Raw genomic sequence first — 18,104 nt, forward strand, 5'->3', positions numbered from 1 at the left:
AGGACGGGAGCGAGAGCCGACTCCAAAGCCGTGCAGACGGTCGCCGGCGCGCCCACCGCGCTCGCCGTGCGAGGGTTGGCCTTCGATGGGTCAGACCTCTTCGTCCCCATGTCGTTCACGTCGGGCCTCAACGCGTGGCAGATCGCCGCCACGGGGCGGAACTCCACGCCTGGCGCCGACCGGCGCACGATTCCCGCCGTGGGGGGCATCGAAGGAACGGTCACGGCCGTGTTCGCTGATCGCTCGGGCGTCTACGCGGCGCACGTCCCGATTCGTGGCCAGAAGGGCCCCGCGTGGATCCTCGAACGTTACTGCCCTGACGGCTCGTTCCACGTCGAGCTAGCGCGCGGCGATGGCGTTGTTTCACCTCGCCCGCCGACACGACGCGGCTCTACTTCACCATCGACCAACAGAGCGGAGCGCCGGGCGAGGCACCGAACCACATCCACGCGCTGCCGGAGTAGCGGCCGAAGTAGCGCGGGTTGCGCGGACCGGTAAGCTGCAACAGTGAGCTCGACCTCGATGCACGAGCGTTCGTTGCGTTGCCGCGGTGTGTCCTCGGCTGCAGTCCGCCATCGGCGCTTCCCACCGGAAACACCGCCGACTCGTGCGGCCCCCGATGCTGCCGAGTCCGCGCGGCTCAACCTCAACGGCCGGAAGAGACGCCGCCCCTGCCGCCCATGACCGAAGCCGCCGCCCCAGAGGTGGAGGTTCCGGCGCCACCGACGCGCAGCACGGTAACCAAGCTCCTTTGGGGGCATGAGGCCGCCTTGGAAGACGCGGGTCGACGGGCAAGCGGCGCGGCGCCGGCCCTGCTCGGTCACATCGTCGGTCGGCGACTTTCCCATCATGCCAATCAAGGGTGTGCCGTGGAAGAAATCGAGCGGCAACGACGGGATCCCCTTCCTTCGACAAAGGGCCGCGCCGCCGGCGCGCTTCGTCTCTTTCTGCGTGCGTCTCCCGAAAGCAGGTCGTCGTCGATGTGATCGTAGTGTGGGAGCCGAGTGGCACGCCCACCTCGATCGAACTCGGTGGCGACGCTCTCTCTCAGGCCGAAGAGGCCTGCCTTGTGCGACACCTTCGAGCGTTACGCATTGCCGCTTTCGCAGGCACCACCATTCGGGTGCTGCGGCGCTATCGCACCGACCAGAGGACGCTTCGCTTGCCTCAGTAGCGGCACGTCACCGTCTCGAAGACGATGTTGCACGTGGGGTTGGCGTTGACGAAACAGCCTCCGCCTGTCGCTCCACACTGGTTGGCCCCGTCGGGCTCCTTCCATGGTGGTGAAGGTCGTTTGGGTGGCGAAGCCCTTGGCGACGCAGATGGCGGTTGCGGCGTTGGGGTCGGCGACGCCGCACTCACCAGCGGCAGCGCTGCAGTAGCCGTTCACGCAGCCCGTCGGCCCCCGCACGTCGACGACCTGCGGCGTCACGCACACGGCTCCCGAGCGCACCAGCACGCCGCCCAAGCAGTTGACGGTGACAAAGCCCGTGTCGGTCGGCACCGAATCGGTCGGCTTCTTGGAGGCGTCAGGGGCCATAAGGCCGCCGGAGGTGACCGAACACGTTCTCTCACTCCGACGGTCCAGGTGACAAGCTGCGTGGGGCAGTCCGTCGCGCGGGCATCGGCGTTCGCGTCGTTCTTGCAAGGGCGCGCTGTCGCCCGGTTACGGCGCCATCGTCGAGCAGGACGCTCGAGTCCGACTCCGCGTCGGAGGCGGAGACTGCATCAGGAACGCCGGCATCGCCCAGCTCGACGCCAGCTTCGAGCTGCGCCCCGTCATTCGGCTCGCCGAGCGGACGCTCTTCGATCCCGAGCAACGTGCCGCATCCTGCCACGGCGAGGGCGAGGGCGGGGCGAGGAGAGCGACCTTTGCGGCCCGCGCATCGACATCACCCCGAGCCAAGGGCGGCCGATGTCGAGAGGTTGCGTAACCTCCCCCTTGCCGGCGAACACCGTCACGAAAAGTTTTCCTGCGAAGCGCGGGCCCGCGCTCGCCTTGACGGAAGGCGTGTGGCCCGCTTTTCTTCGAGCCGTGGGCCTCTTCGATTCCTTGCGCGCCGAGCGCCGACGACAACGATCCGTCCTCCTTCGCGCGGTCCGCCGCGAGATGGCGCGGCGCCAGAGGACGACGCAAAGATCGTGGCCGCGGTGGTGGGGCTCTTGGGCCAGGTGGCCTACTGGGACCGGCCCTACCTGCCGGAAGAGGAGGCCCCCATTCGGGATGCACTCGCGCGCGCGTCGGTGGGCTGTCGCCCGGCGGCATCGAGAACATCTTGCGAACGCTGCGACTCGATCTCCAAGGTCGCCGAACACGAGGCGCGTGGAGTACGCCCGCTTTGAAGGAGTTGGCCGACCGCGACCTGCGCCTCTGCGTTCTGGACCTCCCTGCTCGATGTGGCGGCGCGACCAAAACGTCAGCGTCGCCGAGATGAGCCTCATTCGCCGACTCACTGGGCGCTCGGTCTCTCGCAGGCCGAGTACAACGCTTCGCAGGCCCGCCACGAGGCACACTTGGCCAGTCGCCGTGTCTGGCGTCAGTATCGCGCGCCAGCCGCAAGGGCCTCCTCGATAAACGCGACGTGCGCGGCGGCGTCGACGTAGGTGGCTCGCGTTTCGGTGCAGGGCGCTCCCGCGTAGACGACCTCCCCGACGAAGAGGCCAACAAGCGTCGGGCGGTCGTCGTCGGTGGTGCCAGGAGCGCCGCGCCGAAATCACCGTCGACGTGGCAGAGTGTTCCGTGAGCGCTCTGCACGTCGATGCGCTCTGAGGTTTCGCCTCCAAGCGCCCTTCGTCGCATACCGAGGTCGAGAGCCGCCGCGAGGGGCGTAACCGTAGCCGTCGACGTCGCGATTACCGTACCCCACCACCGTAAGGTCGCATCGTCGCGAGGTGGAGCGTGCCGAGGAGCGCGCGCGTAGCGGACGCCCATGCCCTCCGGAGTCAACGCGGTCTCACCGAGAAGGACGTAGGCGAGGCGTGCGTCGTCGACCGCGGACGATTCCTCCACCACGTCGGCGACGGGAACGCGCGAAGACGCGCCGTCGCGCAAGGCATCCTTTGGCCATCCCAGGCCGAAGTACCCGTGACCGACGTCGTGAGCCCGAACGCAAGCGAGCGAGGTGACGGCCACGCGCGGCGCCAGCAGCGTGGCCGTGCAATACGCGCTCTCGGAGAGCGCGCCGCGAGGTATCCAACGGCGGGCCAGCGGAGGTCGCCCCCGACGGCGGTGCCCTGAAGCGCCCCCTCTTCCTTCGTGGAGCCGAGGTCCCCGTCCACAGACTCGCAGCCGAGGAACAACACCGAAGCGAGCGCGATGCATCGAAGTGCCGTCATGGGCCGGGACTCAGCACGACGCGTGCCGCGAGAAGGACGACGAAATGCCGGGCGCTCGAGAAGAGCGCGATGGACCGCGCCGGAGCGCGCGGCGCAGCGGCGACGCCCCACGATCGTAGGAAGCGCGGTGAAAGCGGGCTCTAGGTCTGGTGCGCGACGCGGTCTCGCGCTCGCCTTCGGCGAGGTAGGCGTTCACCTGCGCGGCCAGCCGTTCGACCTCGTCTTCGCAGCGGAACGTGGCCCGTTCACCGCTCCGGAATGCGAGCTCGAGCTTCTTCGTCGTGCCGCGGCGATGCCTCTCCACGAGCACGCCCGCCTGAACGAGCGACGCGAGCGCGCGGTGCGCAGAGAACCACGGCCGCCAGAGGCCCCACCAGGTCGTCGCGAGCCCACGCTCACGGTCGAGCACTACGCCAGAGCGAAACCCCACGCCCGCGAGGCCGGCGGAAGGCACGGAGACCGCAAAGAGCACGAACCACACGCCCGCGACGCTCACTTCGCCGGTTGCGCGCCACGACAAGAGGAGCGTCAGCGCGAGGAGCACGGCGCCGAGCACGACAAAGGGCAGCGCCAGCAGCCAACCGAGCCAGCCCGGTGAGCGACGCAGCGCGATGGAAAGCGGCGCCGCCGGAGGAGCGGGCGGCGGCGACGGTGGTTGTTCGGGCGTGCGATACGGGCCCGCACCGTCATGCCTCGCCGGCCGCGCGCGGCTCGTCGTTCCGCGCGCGCGAGCGAGGGAGCCGAGCCCCACCAGGAACACGATGCCCGAGAAGGCCAAGCCTGAGAGACGCACGGGCGCTTGCCACACGACGGACCGCGGCTCGAAGACCATCTCGCCGGGACTGCTTTGGTAGTACCAGCAGGGCAACTTGGTTCCCGGCGCGACCTTGGGCCACCGCGTTGGCATGTTGCACGCTTCCCAGGGGGCGTGTGCTCCCCCCCCTCCTTCGGTGCGATGCGAGACGGTGCACAAGACACCGCCGACGAGCGGTGTGTCGAAGGCCTTCTGCACGGTGCACTCGGTTGCAGCGAGGCGGCTCGCACGCCACGCGAAGAAGAGCCAACCGCCAAAGACGAGACTTCCGAGGAGACCGATCACCAAGACCCGCTTCGCGCGCTCGACAGCGACGGACCGCGCGAGCAACTCCGTTGGTGCCATCGAGCGTCACGCTACGGACCTCGCGCCTGATTGTCGATGTTCGTCGACGCGCGCGCGGTTGAGCGCAGAAAGCCGGACAATTGGCGCGCGACCCGCGCTCCGATGCGGGTCGGCGGCTCCGGTGCTAGAGTCCGCGCCATGTCGCACACCTACCGCACCCGCGTCGTCGCCGGTCGTCTGCTGCTCGACGAGCCCACCACCCTGCCCGACGGCGCGGAGGTCGAGCTCATCGCACGCGACATCCTGGAAGGCGCGACGGAGCGCGCAGCGGAGCGCGCCCGCCTCCAGGCGTTCTTGACCGAATCGATTCGCCTCCGAGACGCGCCGCCGCAGCGCTCCGCAAACTGACGGCCCGCGGCGAGGTCGCGCGCGATCGCGGTCGCGCACAAAGTGCAGAGCGCGGCCGCGGCCTACCGCCGCGCGCTCTTTCGCTTGCGCCCGGTGTCCGACTTCTTCTTCGACGCGGTCTTTGTGACCGTCTTCGATGGGACCTTCTTCGTGGCCGCAGCCTTCTTGGCAACGCCACGCCCGAGCGCTCCTTTGGTGGGCGCACGCTTGACGGGCTTCGCCTTGGCCTTTGCCGCGCCCTTCTTCGCCGGTTGCACCGTCATGTTCCGCGCGAGCAGCGCCGCCTCGAGCATCGCGGTGAAGCTCTCGAAGGCGATGTCGGCGCCCGACTCGCCGATGCACACGACGGGTGCGTCGTCGTCTTCCACCAGCGAGAGCTCGAGGCACAGGATTCCGCCGAGGGAGCGATCGATGCCAATGGGGTGGCCCGTGAACGTGGCGTCGATACCGAGCATTCGAGCGCGCCACGCCTTCTGATCGTCGAGGCTGAAGAGGGCCGCCGAGCCGAGGCCTAGCCATCCATCGTGCAGCGTCATGAACTGACGAAACGCCTCCGGGAATTTGATCTTCGCACCACGCTCGAAGGCGGCGACGGCCCCCTTCGGCGGCGCGTCGGCGGGAAAGCCAAGGGCCTTGGGCTTCAAGAGGGCGAGAAGCGTGCGCCGAACCGAGGTGCTCATGGAGCTGAGGCTAGAGCGTATTTGATGACGAGACGACCTTGACGCTCTCGTCGCGCACTTTTGCGGGCGCGCCATCGCCGTTCGTCAGTATTCGCGCGCCGGCTCCACGGGGGTGGTGACGAGCTCACCGCGCTCCAGCCGGGCGACGTTCTCAAGAACGACGGAAAATGCGCGCTCGACGTAGTCCTGCATGGCCCCGGCGATGTGGGGCGTCACAAGCAGGTTGGGCGTGGTCCAAAGGGGGCTCTCTGACGGCAGCGGCTCCTCCGCAAAGACATCGAGGGCCGCGCCTCGCAGGCGGCCTTCACGGAGGGCCCTCATCAGCGCCACCTCGTCAACGATGCCGCCCCTCGACACGTTGATGAGCACCGCGTCGGGCCTGAGGCGCAGGAGGGCGGCTTCATCGAAGAGGTCGCGCGTCTCACCGGTCAGCGGAACGGCGAGGACGAGGTAGTCGGCCCGCGGCAAGAGCGCACCGAGCGCCGCGATGCCGTGAACCTCGACGACACCGTCGGGGGCGGGCATCGTGGCGTGGCCTTCGCGCCACCCCAACGACGAACATTCAGGGGATGCGGCCGCCGCGGCGATGGGGCGCCCCACTTCACCGAGTCCGACGAGCACGAGAGTACGCCCTCAGCGTGCCGGAAGGGAAAGGCTCCCATCGCGCCGCGGCTTGCTGCGCAAGGAGCCGCGGCAGCTCACGCTCGAAGGCCAACAGCATGGTCAGCACGTGATCGCGCACGGCATCCCGGTGAATGCCGCGCGCGTTGGCGATGACCACGTTGGAGGGGAGTCCGCGCGCCGGAAAGAAGCCGTCGACGCCAGCACCGAGAAAGTGAACAAGGCGAAGACGGGTCGCGGCAGACTAATCGGGCCGCGGCGCACGCCTGCAGACTGGGACCTCAAGCTCCGGCAGCGTCGAGGCGAGCGACGCCGCGTCGACGACGGCGCGCTCCGTGGCGCCAACGTTCGGCACCACCAGGTCGTCGAGGAAGACGAGCTCGCGCCCGGCGGCACCGGCGAGGCTACGCAGCGTTTCACGCGCGGCTTGCGCGCTTTGGTGGGGTGGCACGAAGACGTGCAGTCGCTCCGCGCGCCATGCCATAGTTCGCGAATGTACCAGGCGCCGGCAGCGAGCGTCCTCGCGCGGAGAAAGCTCTGGGCCTCGAACCCGACGCACCGGGGAGAGCGCGCGGTGGTCGTGCGGGTGACACAAGGCGGCACGGCGGCGGCGCTGGGCATCACCGCGGGTGATCGCATCGTGGCCTTGGGCGGAGAGCCGGTACAGTCGTCGACCCATCTTGTGGCTCTCACGAGGGCTTGCGAGTTGGGTTCGCACCTGCACATCAGCGTCGTGCGCGGGGCGGAGCGCATCGAGCTTGCCGGGCCGCTCCTGGCGGCGCCGGTGGAGCAGATCCTGGGGGCCGAGCTGCACCTCGGACACGTGACCGTCGGGGGTCATCGGCTCCGAACGTTGCGGACCGCGCCCACCCTCGTGGCCAACGCGCCCGTGGTGCTCATGCTGCCGGGGCTTGGCTCCGGGTCATGTGAGCTGTCCTCCGACGACAGCGATCCCCAACGACACTTGCTCGTCGGGCTGACGCAGTTGGGTCTAGCGACCTTGCGCGTGGAGCAAGCGGCACCAGCGACAGCGAAGGGCCACCGGCTCGGGAGCGCGGCTTCTTCGACGAGCGCCGGCTGGCGAGCCGCGCTCGATGGGCTGCGCAAAGAGGGTGTGCCCGTTTATCTCTTCGGACAGAGCGTCGGGGGATGATGGCTCCGCTCTTGGCCGGCGAGGAGCGACGGCGTGACGGGGGTCGTCGTGCGGGGCACCTCGGCGCAACGTTGGTGCGACTGCATCACGCAGGCGATGGTGCGGCAGCGCCGACTACGCGGAGCGCCCGACGAAAGCGAAGTCGCTGCGTGGACAGAGCTCTACCGACGTGTCTTTCGTGAGGGGGCGACCCCTGCCGACGTCTTCGCCAGCGCGCCAGCGCTCGGCGGACTCGAGGGACCGTCATGCCACGGGGCGACGATGTTTGGACGCCACGTGTCGTTCTTTCAGGAGCTCGAGCGCCTCGACTTGCAGAGGCTGTGGTCGACGATCACGGCGCCGCTGTTGGTGTTGCACGGAGCCCTTGATTGGGTGTGCACGCCCGAAGAGGGGCACGCGGTAGCGCAAGCGGCAGGCGCGCTCGGGAGGTTCGTCGAGCTGCCGCAGCTCGGCCACGACCTCTTGCGGCACGACAACCTGCACCAGAGCTTCCATGAGCCAGGGAGCGGCGTTTGGGACGGCACCGTGTTGACCGCGCTCGAGGCGTGGCTCGCGACGCTGCCATGACGGAGGCGCTCAGCCTCTGCTACTGGAGCTCCTCCAGGGCAAGACTCCACGTGGCGCGGTCGAAGGGAAGCCCGGGGGCTTCGTTGTCTCGCGTCACGCGCTCATGCTGCCCGACGCGCGCAAGCTCGAGCACGCGATGGTGGCAGTAGGGATTGTTGCCGGGCCGCCCGAAGAGTGCGGTGGCCATCCACGTGCAGCCGCCCCGGCAGGTGTCGCCGTAGTAGCACGTGGCGCAATAGCCCCAGCGCTCGCTCGCCGTTCGATCGCGCATGGCGAAGGGCGCGTGCGCGCTCCCAGATGTCACGAAGCGAGTGCTCTCGGACGTTGCCGCCAACCCACGAGTCCGTGGGGAGCGATGGGCAGCCCTTGATGTCGCCGTTCGACTCGATCCCTAACGTGAGGACTCCGGCGGCGCAGGAGCCCTGGTGTGCGTCCGGCTGAAAGTGCCGTAGCTCCCCCTCGTAGGGACCGAAATAGCCGATGTTGTTGCCGGGCATGAGCTTGATGCGCGCCGCGTCGCATCGCACCTTGAGCGCCGCTAGCAGCGGAAACAGCGTCAGCAGATCACGCGGTTGCAGGATGATCTCAGGCTCATCGGCGGCGCGGCCGACGGGAACCGTGAGCTGCACCTGCCAACCGTGCGCCCCCACCTCGGTGAGCAGCGCGAGGATCTCCGGCAGCTCGTGCATGTTGAGGCGGTTGATCTGCGTGTTGCCGGCGACCTGCATTCCGGCGGCGCGGCAGCGGCGGAGGGCCGCGGCGGCGGCCGCAAACGAGCCCTGGTGCGCGCGCAATCGGTCGTGAGTCGCGGCGGCGCCGTCAATGGAGACAGCCACGCTTTGGACGCCGGCGGCCGCCGCCGAGGCCGCGCGTTCCTCGGTCATGCCGCGACCGCCGGTCACGACGGTGCACTGCATCCCGAGGCGCCGAATCTCTCGCACTACGTCGACGAAGCCATCATGGAGATAGACCTCGCCGCCGATGAGCGCGACCTCTTGAACGCCCAGGGCGGCGAGCTGCGTCGCGAGCTCGATGGCCTCGCGCGTGGTGAGCTCGTCGGGCCGCGCGAGCCCGGCGCGCGAGCCGCAGTTCCGGCACTGCAAGTCGCACTTTAGCGTCAGCTCCCAGACGGCGTAGATCGGCCTGCAGGCGCCATCGACTGCGCGAGCTTCGCCCGCGAGGGGCTCGTGGGCCCCCTGTGCCCCCGACGCGGTGGAGACAGCGCCCGCGAGCGGCAGCCGGCGGCGCGGCCTCGGGGCCTCCATGAGCGCCTGGCGCGTCGTCGCCAAGCGCGCGAGTCATGCGCGGAGGACGTCGCAGGCTTCGTCGGGAAAGACGCAACCGTAGGGCGGACAGATGACTCTGTTGCCCTGCGTCACGCACTGTCCGCCGCGGCGACGCCAGCGCTCGTCGGGCGGAGGAGGCGGAGGAGGCGGCTGATGGACCGAAGTCGTCGCGGTGGTCGTCGCGACGGGAGTGACGGTGCGGCTCCGTTCGTCGTCGGGAGGGCCGCCGAACGTCATGCTCGAGTTGCCGTGCGGCGGCGGCCCCGAGGTCTCGTGGCGCGGGGCTGCGGAAGCCGTCGCGATGGGAAGGGCCTCCTGATTCGGCGACTCGGCCGGTTGCGACGGCGCGCACGCGGCCGTGGAGCCGAGCGCGCAGGCGCTCGCGACGAGCGCCGCGGCGTAACGTCGGCGCCGCGAGACGGGTTCGAGCGGCATTCCCGACGGATCAGGGTCGGGGGGCGCGAGATCCGCTCGCGGGCCGAGGTTCGAGGCGCAGAAGGGGCAGACTGGCTCGTGTTGGAAGACGTGGCGGCGACAGACGGCGCATCGAACGAGAGCCATCGCGGCATGATAGGCGACGCTTGCAAGGCGCAGGACACGAAACGCACCGCGGTGACCGCCACCTAGCCCCTTGCGCGGGCCAGAACTTCGGCCGGCGCGAGGCGACTTTTCGGCATCACGTCACCAGCTGCTGACCCAATCGGCAAGGCGACGGCTGAGGTCGTTGACGACGGCGCAGGAGCCTCCCGCGCCGCTGTCTCCGGCGATCCCGCAAGCGACCGACGCGCCGATGGCGATCACGCCGAGACCGATACCGACCCCGAGAACATTTCCACCGCCCACCTCGGCGAGGAGAGCTTCGTCGAGGGACTCAAGGGAGGCTGCGTGGGTCGAGTGGTTCATGGTTGTTCTCCTGATGAAGGTGGAAGGCGTCGTGGATCGATGGGACTTGGTTACGGACGGGCGTTCCGCGTCGGTCACGTCCTTCCTTGAGCAGGCGCCATGCCATCCGTAAGTGCTGGATTCTTGGTCGCCGATAGGCCCTCCGCGTCCACCGACTTGTACCGGCAACGCCGAGTCGGCGCCGCGCGTCAGGCGGGGCGCACGGCTGCGTTCCGCGTTGAGGGTCACGCCACCTCTTGAGGGTCGGCTACGCTGACGCCATGCGAAGCCCGGTTCTTGCGCTCACCCTGGCACTGCTCGCCGCGTGCGGAGCCGCCTCGTCTTCGGAGCGAGCCCGAACGACTCGCGAAGATGCCGCCGCCGCTGCGTGCCTTCCACGAGGTCTTGTCGCCGGCGTGGCAGGCCAAGGCCGGCGCGGCACGCGTCGCGAAGTCATGCGAAGTTGCCGCCGAGCTCGCGGAGAAGTCCAACGGCGTCGGCGATTCCTCGCTCGCGTCGTACGCAAAGGCGTTGGTCGCTGAATGCGAGGACCCCCAACGAGACGAAGTCGAATCGTGGCTCACGCGCCTGCACCAGCGCTTTGAGGAGCTCGCGAGAGACTGACCGACGCTGCAGGCGCCGCGAGAGGCGCCCTCAGCCGCGGCGAAGCAGCGCCTCGAGCAGCGGCTGCAAGATCCCTTGCCCGCGAAGGGCTGCGCGCCACCGCTCCGGGATCGCGGATGCTCCGTCGCGGGCGCCGACGATGCCGCCCACGACGCACGCCGTCGTGTCGGTGTCGTGGCCGAGCGCCACGGCGCGCTTCAAGGTGACCTCCACGGAACCCCCTTCGTCGATCACCATTCGCGCGGAGCGCAGCGTATCCACCACGTAGCCGGAGCCCGAGCCACGGGCCGCTTCGTCGGGGCGAATGTGCTCTTCGAGGGCCTCTTCCTCTGCGCTCCCGCGGCCGAGCATCGAGCGCATGACGCGCGTGGCGTGACGCCACGGGTCCTGTCGCTCTTCGAGGATCGCGCGGGACCACAAGCAATAGAGAGCGCAGCAAACCTTCGAACGAGCGTGCCCGCGAGTCACGATCGATTGGTCGTAGGCGTCGCGAACGAGCTCTCGGTCCGAGCCGCGATGCCAGAGCGCGAGCGGCATGACGCGCGCATGAGCGAGCCGTTGCCGTTGTGCTTCTCGAGAGCGGGCCTGCTTCGCGCGGCGATGCGCCGCCCATGAGCGCGCGGAGCGCCATGCTCGTTTGCACGCCGACGTCGAAGACGCGGCCATCCACCGCAAAGGCGCCCCGCTCATACCAGGCGAGGAGCCGCGCCGCGAAGTCGTCGAGGTCGAGGTGCCCCTTGTCGAGGAGCGAGGCCAAGAGGCAAAGCGCCTGCGCGCCATCGTCGGACCAGGTGCCAGGGGGCACCGAGCGGTGCGCCCGACGAAAGTCCGAAGGCGGCGTCATCTCGAGAGAAGCCATCGGCGGCAACTCCTCGGGCGCCGTAAACTCGTAGGGCACACCGAGCGCGTCACCGACGAGCAGGCCCAAGAGCGCGCCACGCACGCGCTCTTCGCGCGAGATGGGAGAAGACGAATGCGGCATCGATCAGATGTAGCAAGAGAAAGAGTCCTTGCAACTCTTTAGAGTCACCTAGACTCTTTCTCGTGCGTGCGTCCCCTCCGGTGACAGACTTCGAGGACCGCTTGGCGGGCGTGCTGCTTGGCACGGCCGTCGGCGACGCCTTGGGTCTGCCGTCGGAAGGCATGTCAGCGCGCGCCGTCGCGCGCCGTTTTCCCGACTTCCGGCGGTACCGCTTTCTTGGCGCCGCAGGCGTCGTCTCCGACGACACAGAGCAGACCGCGCTCGTCGCGGAGAGTCTGCTCGACGCGAACGGCGACCCGGCGCGCTTCGTCGCGCGCTTCCGGAAGGAACTGCTCCGCTGGTTCTTGCGCCTCCCGTGGGGCATCGGCCTTGGCACCCTGAAGGCCTGCCTGCGCATCGCCGTGGGCCTTCAGCCATCAGGAGCCAATTCGGCCGGCAACGGCGCCGCGATGCGAGCGGCGATCGTTGGCGTCTTCTTTCATGGAGACACCGAGCGACGGCGCGCTTGGTCCGACGCCGTGGCCCGTGTGACCCATCGGGACGCGAGGGCCGTCGAAGGAGCACGCTACGTCGCCGAATTGGCGTCGCTTGCTGCGGGGCATGACGGCGCGGCTGATCGCGAGGCTCTCGCGCGCACCGCCATCTCCTGCGTCCACGACGAGTCGTTGCAGAGAGCCATCGAAGCGGCCTTGGCACTCCCTCCGGAGACGACCGCCGACGCGGCCGGCGCGAGCCTCGGCAACTCGGGCTTCGTCCTTCACACGCTCGCGCTGTCCACGTTCGCGTTTGTACGCTTGGGGGACGAGCCCGGCGCTGCCATCGCGCAGGTGATCCGCGCCGGTGGCGACACGGACTCTACCGCCGCCATCGTGGGGGCCTGGGTGGGCGCGCTGCACGGCGAGGGCGGGCTCCCGTCGAACCTGGTTGCGGCGCTCTACGATCGGAGCAACGGACGTCGCGTCAGCTTCGCCGGGCCAAGCCACCTTCGGGCCCTGGCGAAGGCGCTCGCCGCGGACCGCCGCTCGGCGGTCTACTTCTCAGGCTTTCGATCTTGCCTTCGCAACGTGTTGCTCATGCCCGTCGTCACGGCCCACGCCTTCCGCGTGGCCTTCTCTCGCCTCCTCCCATGAACCGCGACCGCAAGCGCCCCTCCCCTGCCCCTCCCCGCAAGTCCACCGCTCGCTCCGCTGGGCCCGACGAAGCGGCGTTCCTCGCCCGCTACCGACCCGGGGACTTCGCGCGGCCTTCGGTCACCGTCGACATCGTGGCTTTCAGCATCCTCGACGGCGAGCTGCGCGTGCTCTTGGTGCGCCGCGGAGAGCACCCGTTCAAGGGCGCTTGGGCCTTGCCCGGCGGCTTCGTGCGCGTGGGCGACGGCCACAAGGATCAGGGCGAAGACCTCGCCGCTGCCGCCGCTCGCGAGCTCCAAGAAGAGACGAGCCTCCACCCGAACGACGTCTTCCTCGAACAGGTCGGCGCCTTCAGTCGCGCCGGTCGCGATCCGCGCATGCGCGTCATCACGGTGGCCTACACGGCGCTGATTCGGCCCGACCTGGTGCCGCTCGTGCACGCCGGTGGCGACGCCGCCGTGGCCGAGTGGCACGCCGTCGATCGGCTCGGCCATGGGCAGCTTGAGCCTCGCCTTCGACCACGCGGAGATCATCGAACGCGCCACGGCCCATGTTGCCGCGCGCATCGACGGCCCGAGCATCGCGAGAAGCCTCGTGCCGAAGACGTTCACCATCCAGAGCTGCGGCAAGTGCACGCTCTGCCCTGGGCACGCACCTCGATCCAGGAACTTCCGCCGCAAGTTTGAGCGCCTCCCGAAGACGGCGTCGTCGTGCGCGCTGCCGGCAAGCGCCTTTTCACGGCTTCGGAAGCCAGCCCTGGTCTACCGTTTCACCCGACACAGGCGCCCCCTCTCCGAACGCTGCAAAGGACACGTTATGACGACCGCGAAGGCCTCCCTCTTCGACATCGCACCGGAAGACCGCGCGCGTTCACGACCGCTCTCGCCCCTCGGTCTCGCCCGCCTGTCGCTCGAAGGTCTCTCCATCGGCGACGCCTTCGGGGAGCGCTTCTTCGGCTCGCCCGCCACCGTCCAGTCGCTCATCGAGCAGCGCGCCATGCCGCGGGAGCCGTGGCACTGGACCGACGACACGGCCATGGCCCTCTCGATCTACGAGGTGCTCCTCGATCGCGGCCGCATCGATCGCGGCGCGCTGGCTCGGCGCTTCGAGAACGCTACCGCGCCGATCCGGCGGCGCGGTTACGGCGGCGCGGCCCACGACATCCTGGCGAAGCTCGCCGACGGCGCACCTTGGAACGAGGTGGCGCGCGAACCGTTCGACGGACAGGGCTCGATGGGCAACGGCGGCGCCATGCGCTCTCGGCGCTCGTCGGCGATTCTTCTCGAAAGACCTCGACGCCGTGGTCGAAAACGCGCGCGCGTCCGCCGAGCCGACGCATGCGCACCCGGAACGCTGCCGGCGCTATTGCCGTCGCCTCGGCGACGGCGTCTTCGCGGCGCGACGCGGCGACGGAGAGGCCTTTGCGGCGGCGCAGTTTTTCGCGCAGATCGCAGAGCGCACGCCGGCGGGCGCAACGCGGAGACGGCACCGAGCAGGCGCGGCGGTTCTTCTCTCCGAACCGCCGGAACCGGCGGCAGCGCTCCCCGGCAGCGGCAGTCGCGTTATCTCCCTCCGACACGGTGCCGTTCTCACTTTGGTGCGCAGCGTCACATGGACGACTTCGAAGCCGCCCTTTGGTCACCCGTGAGCGGCCCGGCGATCGCGACACCACCTGCGCCATCGGCGGCATCGTCGCGCTCTCGTCGGGTACAAAGGCATCCCGGAGGCAGTCGAGAGCTCACGAGCCGCCTGATCCTAGGCGACACATTGAGCGGCACGCTCAGCGCGGTTGAGACCACGGGACGGCCTGCCGCCGGAGCCCTTGAAGCGCAGGAAGAGAAAGAAGAGCAAGATCGGCACAAGTCACGAAAGGCAACGACCGATCCACGCTTGATTTTCCCGGTCCGCGGGTGAACCTGGCGCTCAAGACTTGACTTTCACGTCGCGGCGGGAAAGAGTCGCCCCAGGCGCGCGAGCGCAGCGCGCCTCGCGAGCGTCATGTCATTCGTAGACGAGCACTCAGCGGCCCCGGCAGGAGCCACGAGGCCTCGCGCAAGCGGTCGCGCCAGTTCTCCCAGCCTGGCCGTCGCGCGATTCCGTGAAGCGCACCCGCATGCCTGTCTTGACAAGAGGCGCACCAGTGACCGGTTCTCGTAGATGAGCTTCGTAGACGCCGCAGCTCGCGAAGACGCGTTCGCCGAGGGCCGTCGGGCTCGGCGCGGTAGCGGTCTGGGCGAACTCAACGACGCGATCGAACGTCGGGCCATGTTTCGCGCTTCGCTGACGTCCGCGAAAGGAACGACCCCTACTGGAGCAAGAGCCGACCCCAATAGCCCGGGTACCGGTACGCCGTGGAGAAGGCCGCGATCGTGCCGAAGCTCGCGCCGAGGAGACCGCGCGTCGGGGCGGTCACGAAGGGGAAGCGCGACGCCAGATGCGGCACGAGCCCTTCGGTGATGAAGCGCGTGATTTCCGTCGTTGGCACATTCGCGAAGGCGATCCGGTGAATCGGTCAACGCGACGATGACGTCGGGATCCTCGAGGCGGTGGATCAGGTTGTCCAAGACCGTCTTCATCGACGCGAAGCGCAGGTAGTCGCTCCCGTCGTGCACCACCAAGAGCGGATAGACGCGGCTCTTCCGAAATCGCGGCGGCACGCAGATCCGCCCTGAGCGCGTGCCGCCGAGCGCCTCGCTCGATCCCCGAAGGGCTCGAGGTCCCGGCGCGAGCCATGATCGAAGGTGGTCCAAACGGGCAGCTCGTAGCCCCGCTCTGAGGACCGAGTTGGCGCCAAAGGGATCGCGAGCGCGGTTCGGATTGAGCGGATCCAGGAACCAGTCGCGGTGGCCGCCCTTGTGATCCCCGAGCTTGTATTCGACGCGCGAACGCTCGTGATCCGACGGTGAGGTAGTGAGACGCCTGCCTGGGACGTGCGTGAGCGCCGTTTGCGACTCGAGGCCGCAGATCCTGTGCACCCGCTTGACGGCGTCGGCTTTGCCGAGCCACACGAAGGTGACCCGCGACCCTTCGACGAGGGGAAACCTGCGGTCCTTCACGAAGGCCTCGCCTTTGGCGCGGTCGGCGCCTTCCGCGTGGAACGCGTCGATGGCGAGCGGCGTCGTCACGCGGTCGGTCCTCCTCGCTGCGTCGGCCACGAGCGTCTCGTGCCCTCCGTCCCCGCGAAGCGCAACGACGCCCTCGGTACGCACCGGTGGCCGTCGCCACGTCACGTGAACGCGCCGGCAAGGCGACGCATCGCGCCGGCGAGAAGCGACGCACCATCGCCGTGACGCGATGCTGCCGGTCGAGACGGTAGTCGTTGCTCGGGCGCCGGCAACGCCACCACGCCTGACGCGAGGCCGAGACCGACGTCAGCACATCTGCTGGCGCCGGGCCCCTGCGGCGGGTCGTCGGGAAGAGCACGATGCGGTCGGTGATGGCCATGGCGCCGCCGGACCACGCGAAGAGCGTCTCGTGTCGGCGAGTTTAAGCCGGCGACGAAGAGCGTGAGGCGATTGACGAGCGTCGCGACGTGACCGCCGGCGATGGCGATGGCCCGCAGCCAGCCAAGAGCCCCGAGTTGCTCGCGTTGTCGCCGCACTGACGGACGGTTCTTGAGATCCTACTCGCCTCGAAGGCGCGGTGCATCTCGGCGCAGCGCCAGGTGCCAGTCGTCGAGGGCGCGAACGGCAGCGATCGACGCCGTGGTCTCCTCGAGACGTGCGGCGGCGCGCGACGCTGACGAATCACGCAATCGGCATCGAGCGCGTGTTCGAGCCCGATGCGGTAGAAGTCCTGGCGTTGCGACAAGCGCTGTTGGCGCTCGCGGTAAGCCGCCGATAGCCCGGATCGCCGCGTGAAGACCTCCTCCTCGGCCCGGGCGCGTAAGCGCAGGTTGACCCCGCCCGTCCCGCGAGGTGCGCCGAGAGCCTTCGTCTCCTGGCTCGCGCTCCTGTTAGCCAGCCGTCACCAGCGCGAACTTCCCGTGATGCCGCGCGCTGCGACGGTCGTGCCGAGCGAGGGGTCGGTGCGTTGCGCCCCGAGAAGGACGACGGTGCGGGCGCGCGGACATCGGGAAAGCCAGCGACCGTACCAAAGGACCGCGCGCAAAAGAAGGCTCGTTTCGCGCGGGACCGCGGATTGCGGTGACGGAGCGAGCGCGAGCTACCATCGCGCCGTGGATGCCGCGCGACGGGTCCGCTCTCAGCAAGTGGTTGTTGCTCGTGCTCCGCCACAAGCCGGAGAGCGTCGGAGTCGCGCCGGGACGGCGGATGGATTGCCGTGAAGGACCTTTTTGGCGCGCCGGCCCGCGGCGAACGCGCGTTCACGCGATGATCTTGCGGAGCTTGTGCGCACGAGCGACAAGCAACGTTTCGCCTTCGACGATACCGGTGAACGCATCCGGGCGCGAATCAGGGTTACTCCGTCGCCATCGACCTCGCGCTTCCGGCGGCGCCGCCGCCGCCGTGGTTTTTCACGGATCCCGGCGGCGATTCGTCGACGCGATCCGTGCGAGGGTCTCATCAAGGGCGAACGTCACCACGTGCATCTCGCTCGACGAGGCCACGGCGAAAACGGGGGCCAACGCCGCGGCGTCGCGGTGGTGCTCCACGTTCATGCCGACGCCATGGCGAAGGGCACGTAGCCGCAATGCGGTGCGCCAACGGCGTTTAATTCACGGAGCACGTGCCGTCGCGGGTTCATCGTTTTCCGTAGCGGCGCCGAGTCACGCGCGAGGTTGCTGGCCATCCTCAGAGCGCGACCTTCACAGCGGCCTGTCGTTCGCAGGTGGTGGACAGGGCGGGATCGCCGCGCGCGGGCCCTGGTAGCCAAAGAGGATGAGGTTCGGCACCACGCCGCGAAGGTGCTCGAGCACGCCAAGGCGATCGTCGATGAAGTGCGTCAGCTTCAGGTGCTTGGCGTGGGTCGCCTTGTCGCGGCGCTTCGCGGCAGAAGAAGACATTCGCCATGGGGACGCCGGTCTCGGCCTCAGCGCCAGTGCGTGAGCCAGCGCCGGGTGAGGGCCTGGATGCGAGGGCCAGCCTTGGAGACGAGTTTTTCGCGGCCTTGCGGCCTGGACGATGCGCCGGATGACGGCAAAGGCTCTGTCGTTGGGAGGCGTCAGCATGTTTCCTCGTCGCTCGCGCTGAGGAAGGAGGTGTCGGCGCGTCTGCCTTCGTCGGACGCCGCCATGATGACGCGACCGATGTCGATGCCCACGTGGGCTTGTTCGAGGGGCACGGTGGAGCGCCGGGCGCGGGAAACATGTGTGAGTTCGTTTTTCATGATGCTGTTCAGCTTGGCGTCCGCGCCGCTCATAACGTCCACTTGTCACT

General features: G+C 68.9%; 19 protein-coding genes and 1 pseudogene. 8 read left to right on the top strand and 12 right to left on the bottom strand.

What is annotated here, in order from left to right; genetic code table 11:
- Positions 1-30: 30 nt before the first annotated feature.
- Entirely contained in the window at positions 31-498 is a 468-nt protein-coding gene (locus tag IPG50_11730) for a hypothetical protein (GenBank protein MBK6692854.1), read from the top strand.
- 589 nt (positions 499-1,087) lie between these two features.
- On the opposite strand, the gene IPG50_11735 is transcribed toward IPG50_11730, so the two are convergent.
- On the bottom strand, positions 1,088-1,540 hold the full coding sequence (locus IPG50_11735; protein ID MBK6692855.1) for a hypothetical protein: 453 nt from the start codon (positions 1,538-1,540) through the stop codon (positions 1,088-1,090).
- Positions 1,541-3,346: 1,806 nt separating this feature from the next.
- On the bottom strand, positions 3,347-4,495 hold the full coding sequence (locus IPG50_11740) for a hypothetical protein (GenBank protein MBK6692856.1): 1,149 nt from the start codon (positions 4,493-4,495) through the stop codon (positions 3,347-3,349).
- Between the two features lie 138 nt (positions 4,496-4,633).
- Here IPG50_11740 and IPG50_11745 point away from each other — a divergent pair, with 138 nt between their 5' ends.
- Positions 4,634-4,843 (top strand): hypothetical protein, encoded by a 210-nt coding sequence (locus tag IPG50_11745; protein MBK6692857.1) that lies wholly within the window; start codon positions 4,634-4,636, stop codon positions 4,841-4,843.
- Positions 4,844-4,905: 62 nt separating this feature from the next.
- Here IPG50_11745 and IPG50_11750 read toward each other — a convergent pair whose 3' ends face one another.
- The 3 genes from IPG50_11750 to IPG50_11760 form a co-directional block, all read right to left on the bottom strand.
- On the bottom strand, positions 4,906-5,523 hold the full coding sequence (locus IPG50_11750; GenBank protein ID MBK6692858.1) for an SMI1/KNR4 family protein: 618 nt from the start codon (positions 5,521-5,523) through the stop codon (positions 4,906-4,908).
- 84 nt (positions 5,524-5,607) lie between these two features.
- Positions 5,608-6,144: a hypothetical protein gene (locus IPG50_11755; protein MBK6692859.1), complete on the bottom strand. Its 537-nt coding sequence runs from the start codon at positions 6,142-6,144 to the stop codon at positions 5,608-5,610.
- A gap of 244 nt (positions 6,145-6,388) precedes the next feature.
- Positions 6,389-6,628, bottom strand: coding sequence for a hypothetical protein (locus tag IPG50_11760; GenBank protein ID MBK6692860.1), 240 nt, complete (start codon positions 6,626-6,628; stop codon positions 6,389-6,391).
- A gap of 9 nt (positions 6,629-6,637) precedes the next feature.
- On the opposite strand from IPG50_11760, the gene IPG50_11765 reads away from it, so the two are divergent.
- Together IPG50_11765 and IPG50_11770 are read left to right on the top strand one after the other, a co-directional pair.
- Positions 6,638-7,297: a PDZ domain-containing protein gene (locus IPG50_11765; GenBank protein MBK6692861.1), complete on the top strand. Its 660-nt coding sequence runs from the start codon at positions 6,638-6,640 to the stop codon at positions 7,295-7,297.
- Between the two features lie 33 nt (positions 7,298-7,330).
- Entirely contained in the window at positions 7,331-7,864 is a 534-nt protein-coding gene (locus tag IPG50_11770; protein ID MBK6692862.1) for a hypothetical protein, read from the top strand.
- A gap of 101 nt (positions 7,865-7,965) precedes the next feature.
- Here the strand turns inward: IPG50_11770 and IPG50_11775 are convergent, their stop codons facing one another.
- From IPG50_11775 to IPG50_11785, 3 genes are all read right to left on the bottom strand, one after another.
- Positions 7,966-9,153, bottom strand: coding sequence for a radical SAM protein (locus tag IPG50_11775; protein MBK6692863.1), 1,188 nt, complete (start codon positions 9,151-9,153; stop codon positions 7,966-7,968).
- A 9-nt stretch (positions 9,154-9,162) separates the two neighbouring features.
- The gene (locus IPG50_11780; protein ID MBK6692864.1) at positions 9,163-9,711 is read right to left on the bottom strand and encodes a hypothetical protein; all 549 of its coding nucleotides are present in this window, start codon (positions 9,709-9,711) and stop codon (positions 9,163-9,165) included.
- Between the two features lie 120 nt (positions 9,712-9,831).
- Positions 9,832-10,053: a hypothetical protein gene (locus IPG50_11785; GenBank protein MBK6692865.1), complete on the bottom strand. Its 222-nt coding sequence runs from the start codon at positions 10,051-10,053 to the stop codon at positions 9,832-9,834.
- A gap of 276 nt (positions 10,054-10,329) precedes the next feature.
- On the opposite strand from IPG50_11785, the gene IPG50_11790 reads away from it, so the two are divergent.
- The gene (locus IPG50_11790; GenBank protein MBK6692866.1) at positions 10,330-10,656 is read left to right on the top strand and encodes a hypothetical protein; all 327 of its coding nucleotides are present in this window, start codon (positions 10,330-10,332) and stop codon (positions 10,654-10,656) included.
- Positions 10,657-10,686: 30 nt separating this feature from the next.
- On the opposite strand, the pseudogene IPG50_11795 reads toward IPG50_11790, so the two are convergent.
- Positions 10,687-11,638, bottom strand: a pseudogene (locus IPG50_11795) (ADP-ribosylglycohydrolase family protein).
- 80 nt (positions 11,639-11,718) lie between these two features.
- On the opposite strand from IPG50_11795, the gene IPG50_11800 reads away from it, so the two are divergent.
- From IPG50_11800 to IPG50_11810, 3 genes are all read left to right on the top strand, one after another.
- Positions 11,719-12,768 (top strand): ADP-ribosylglycohydrolase family protein, encoded by a 1,050-nt coding sequence (locus IPG50_11800; GenBank protein ID MBK6692867.1) that lies wholly within the window; start codon positions 11,719-11,721, stop codon positions 12,766-12,768.
- Positions 12,765-13,454: an NUDIX hydrolase gene (locus IPG50_11805; GenBank protein ID MBK6692868.1), complete on the top strand. Its 690-nt coding sequence runs from the start codon at positions 12,765-12,767 to the stop codon at positions 13,452-13,454. Before IPG50_11800 ends, IPG50_11805 begins: the two co-directional genes overlap by 4 nt.
- Positions 13,455-13,584: 130 nt before the next feature.
- Positions 13,585-14,682, top strand: a complete 1,098-nt coding sequence (locus IPG50_11810) for an ADP-ribosylglycohydrolase family protein (GenBank protein ID MBK6692869.1) — start codon at positions 13,585-13,587, stop codon at positions 14,680-14,682.
- A gap of 391 nt (positions 14,683-15,073) precedes the next feature.
- Here IPG50_11810 and IPG50_11815 read toward each other — a convergent pair whose 3' ends face one another.
- The 3 genes from IPG50_11815 to IPG50_11825 form a co-directional block, all read right to left on the bottom strand.
- Positions 15,074-15,253 carry a hypothetical protein gene (locus IPG50_11815; GenBank protein MBK6692870.1) on the bottom strand — a complete coding sequence of 60 codons (180 nt, stop codon included), beginning with the start codon at positions 15,251-15,253 and terminating at the stop codon, positions 15,074-15,076.
- A 2,280-nt stretch (positions 15,254-17,533) separates the two neighbouring features.
- The gene (locus IPG50_11820; GenBank protein MBK6692871.1) at positions 17,534-17,731 is read right to left on the bottom strand and encodes a hypothetical protein; all 198 of its coding nucleotides are present in this window, start codon (positions 17,729-17,731) and stop codon (positions 17,534-17,536) included.
- A 158-nt stretch (positions 17,732-17,889) separates the two neighbouring features.
- Positions 17,890-18,087: a hypothetical protein gene (locus IPG50_11825; GenBank protein ID MBK6692872.1), complete on the bottom strand. Its 198-nt coding sequence runs from the start codon at positions 18,085-18,087 to the stop codon at positions 17,890-17,892.
- Positions 18,088-18,104: the final 17 nt, after the last annotated feature.

The sequence above is a fragment of the Myxococcales bacterium genome (assembly GCA_016703425.1).
GTDB lineage: Bacteria > Myxococcota_A > Polyangia > Polyangiales > Polyangiaceae > JADJCA01.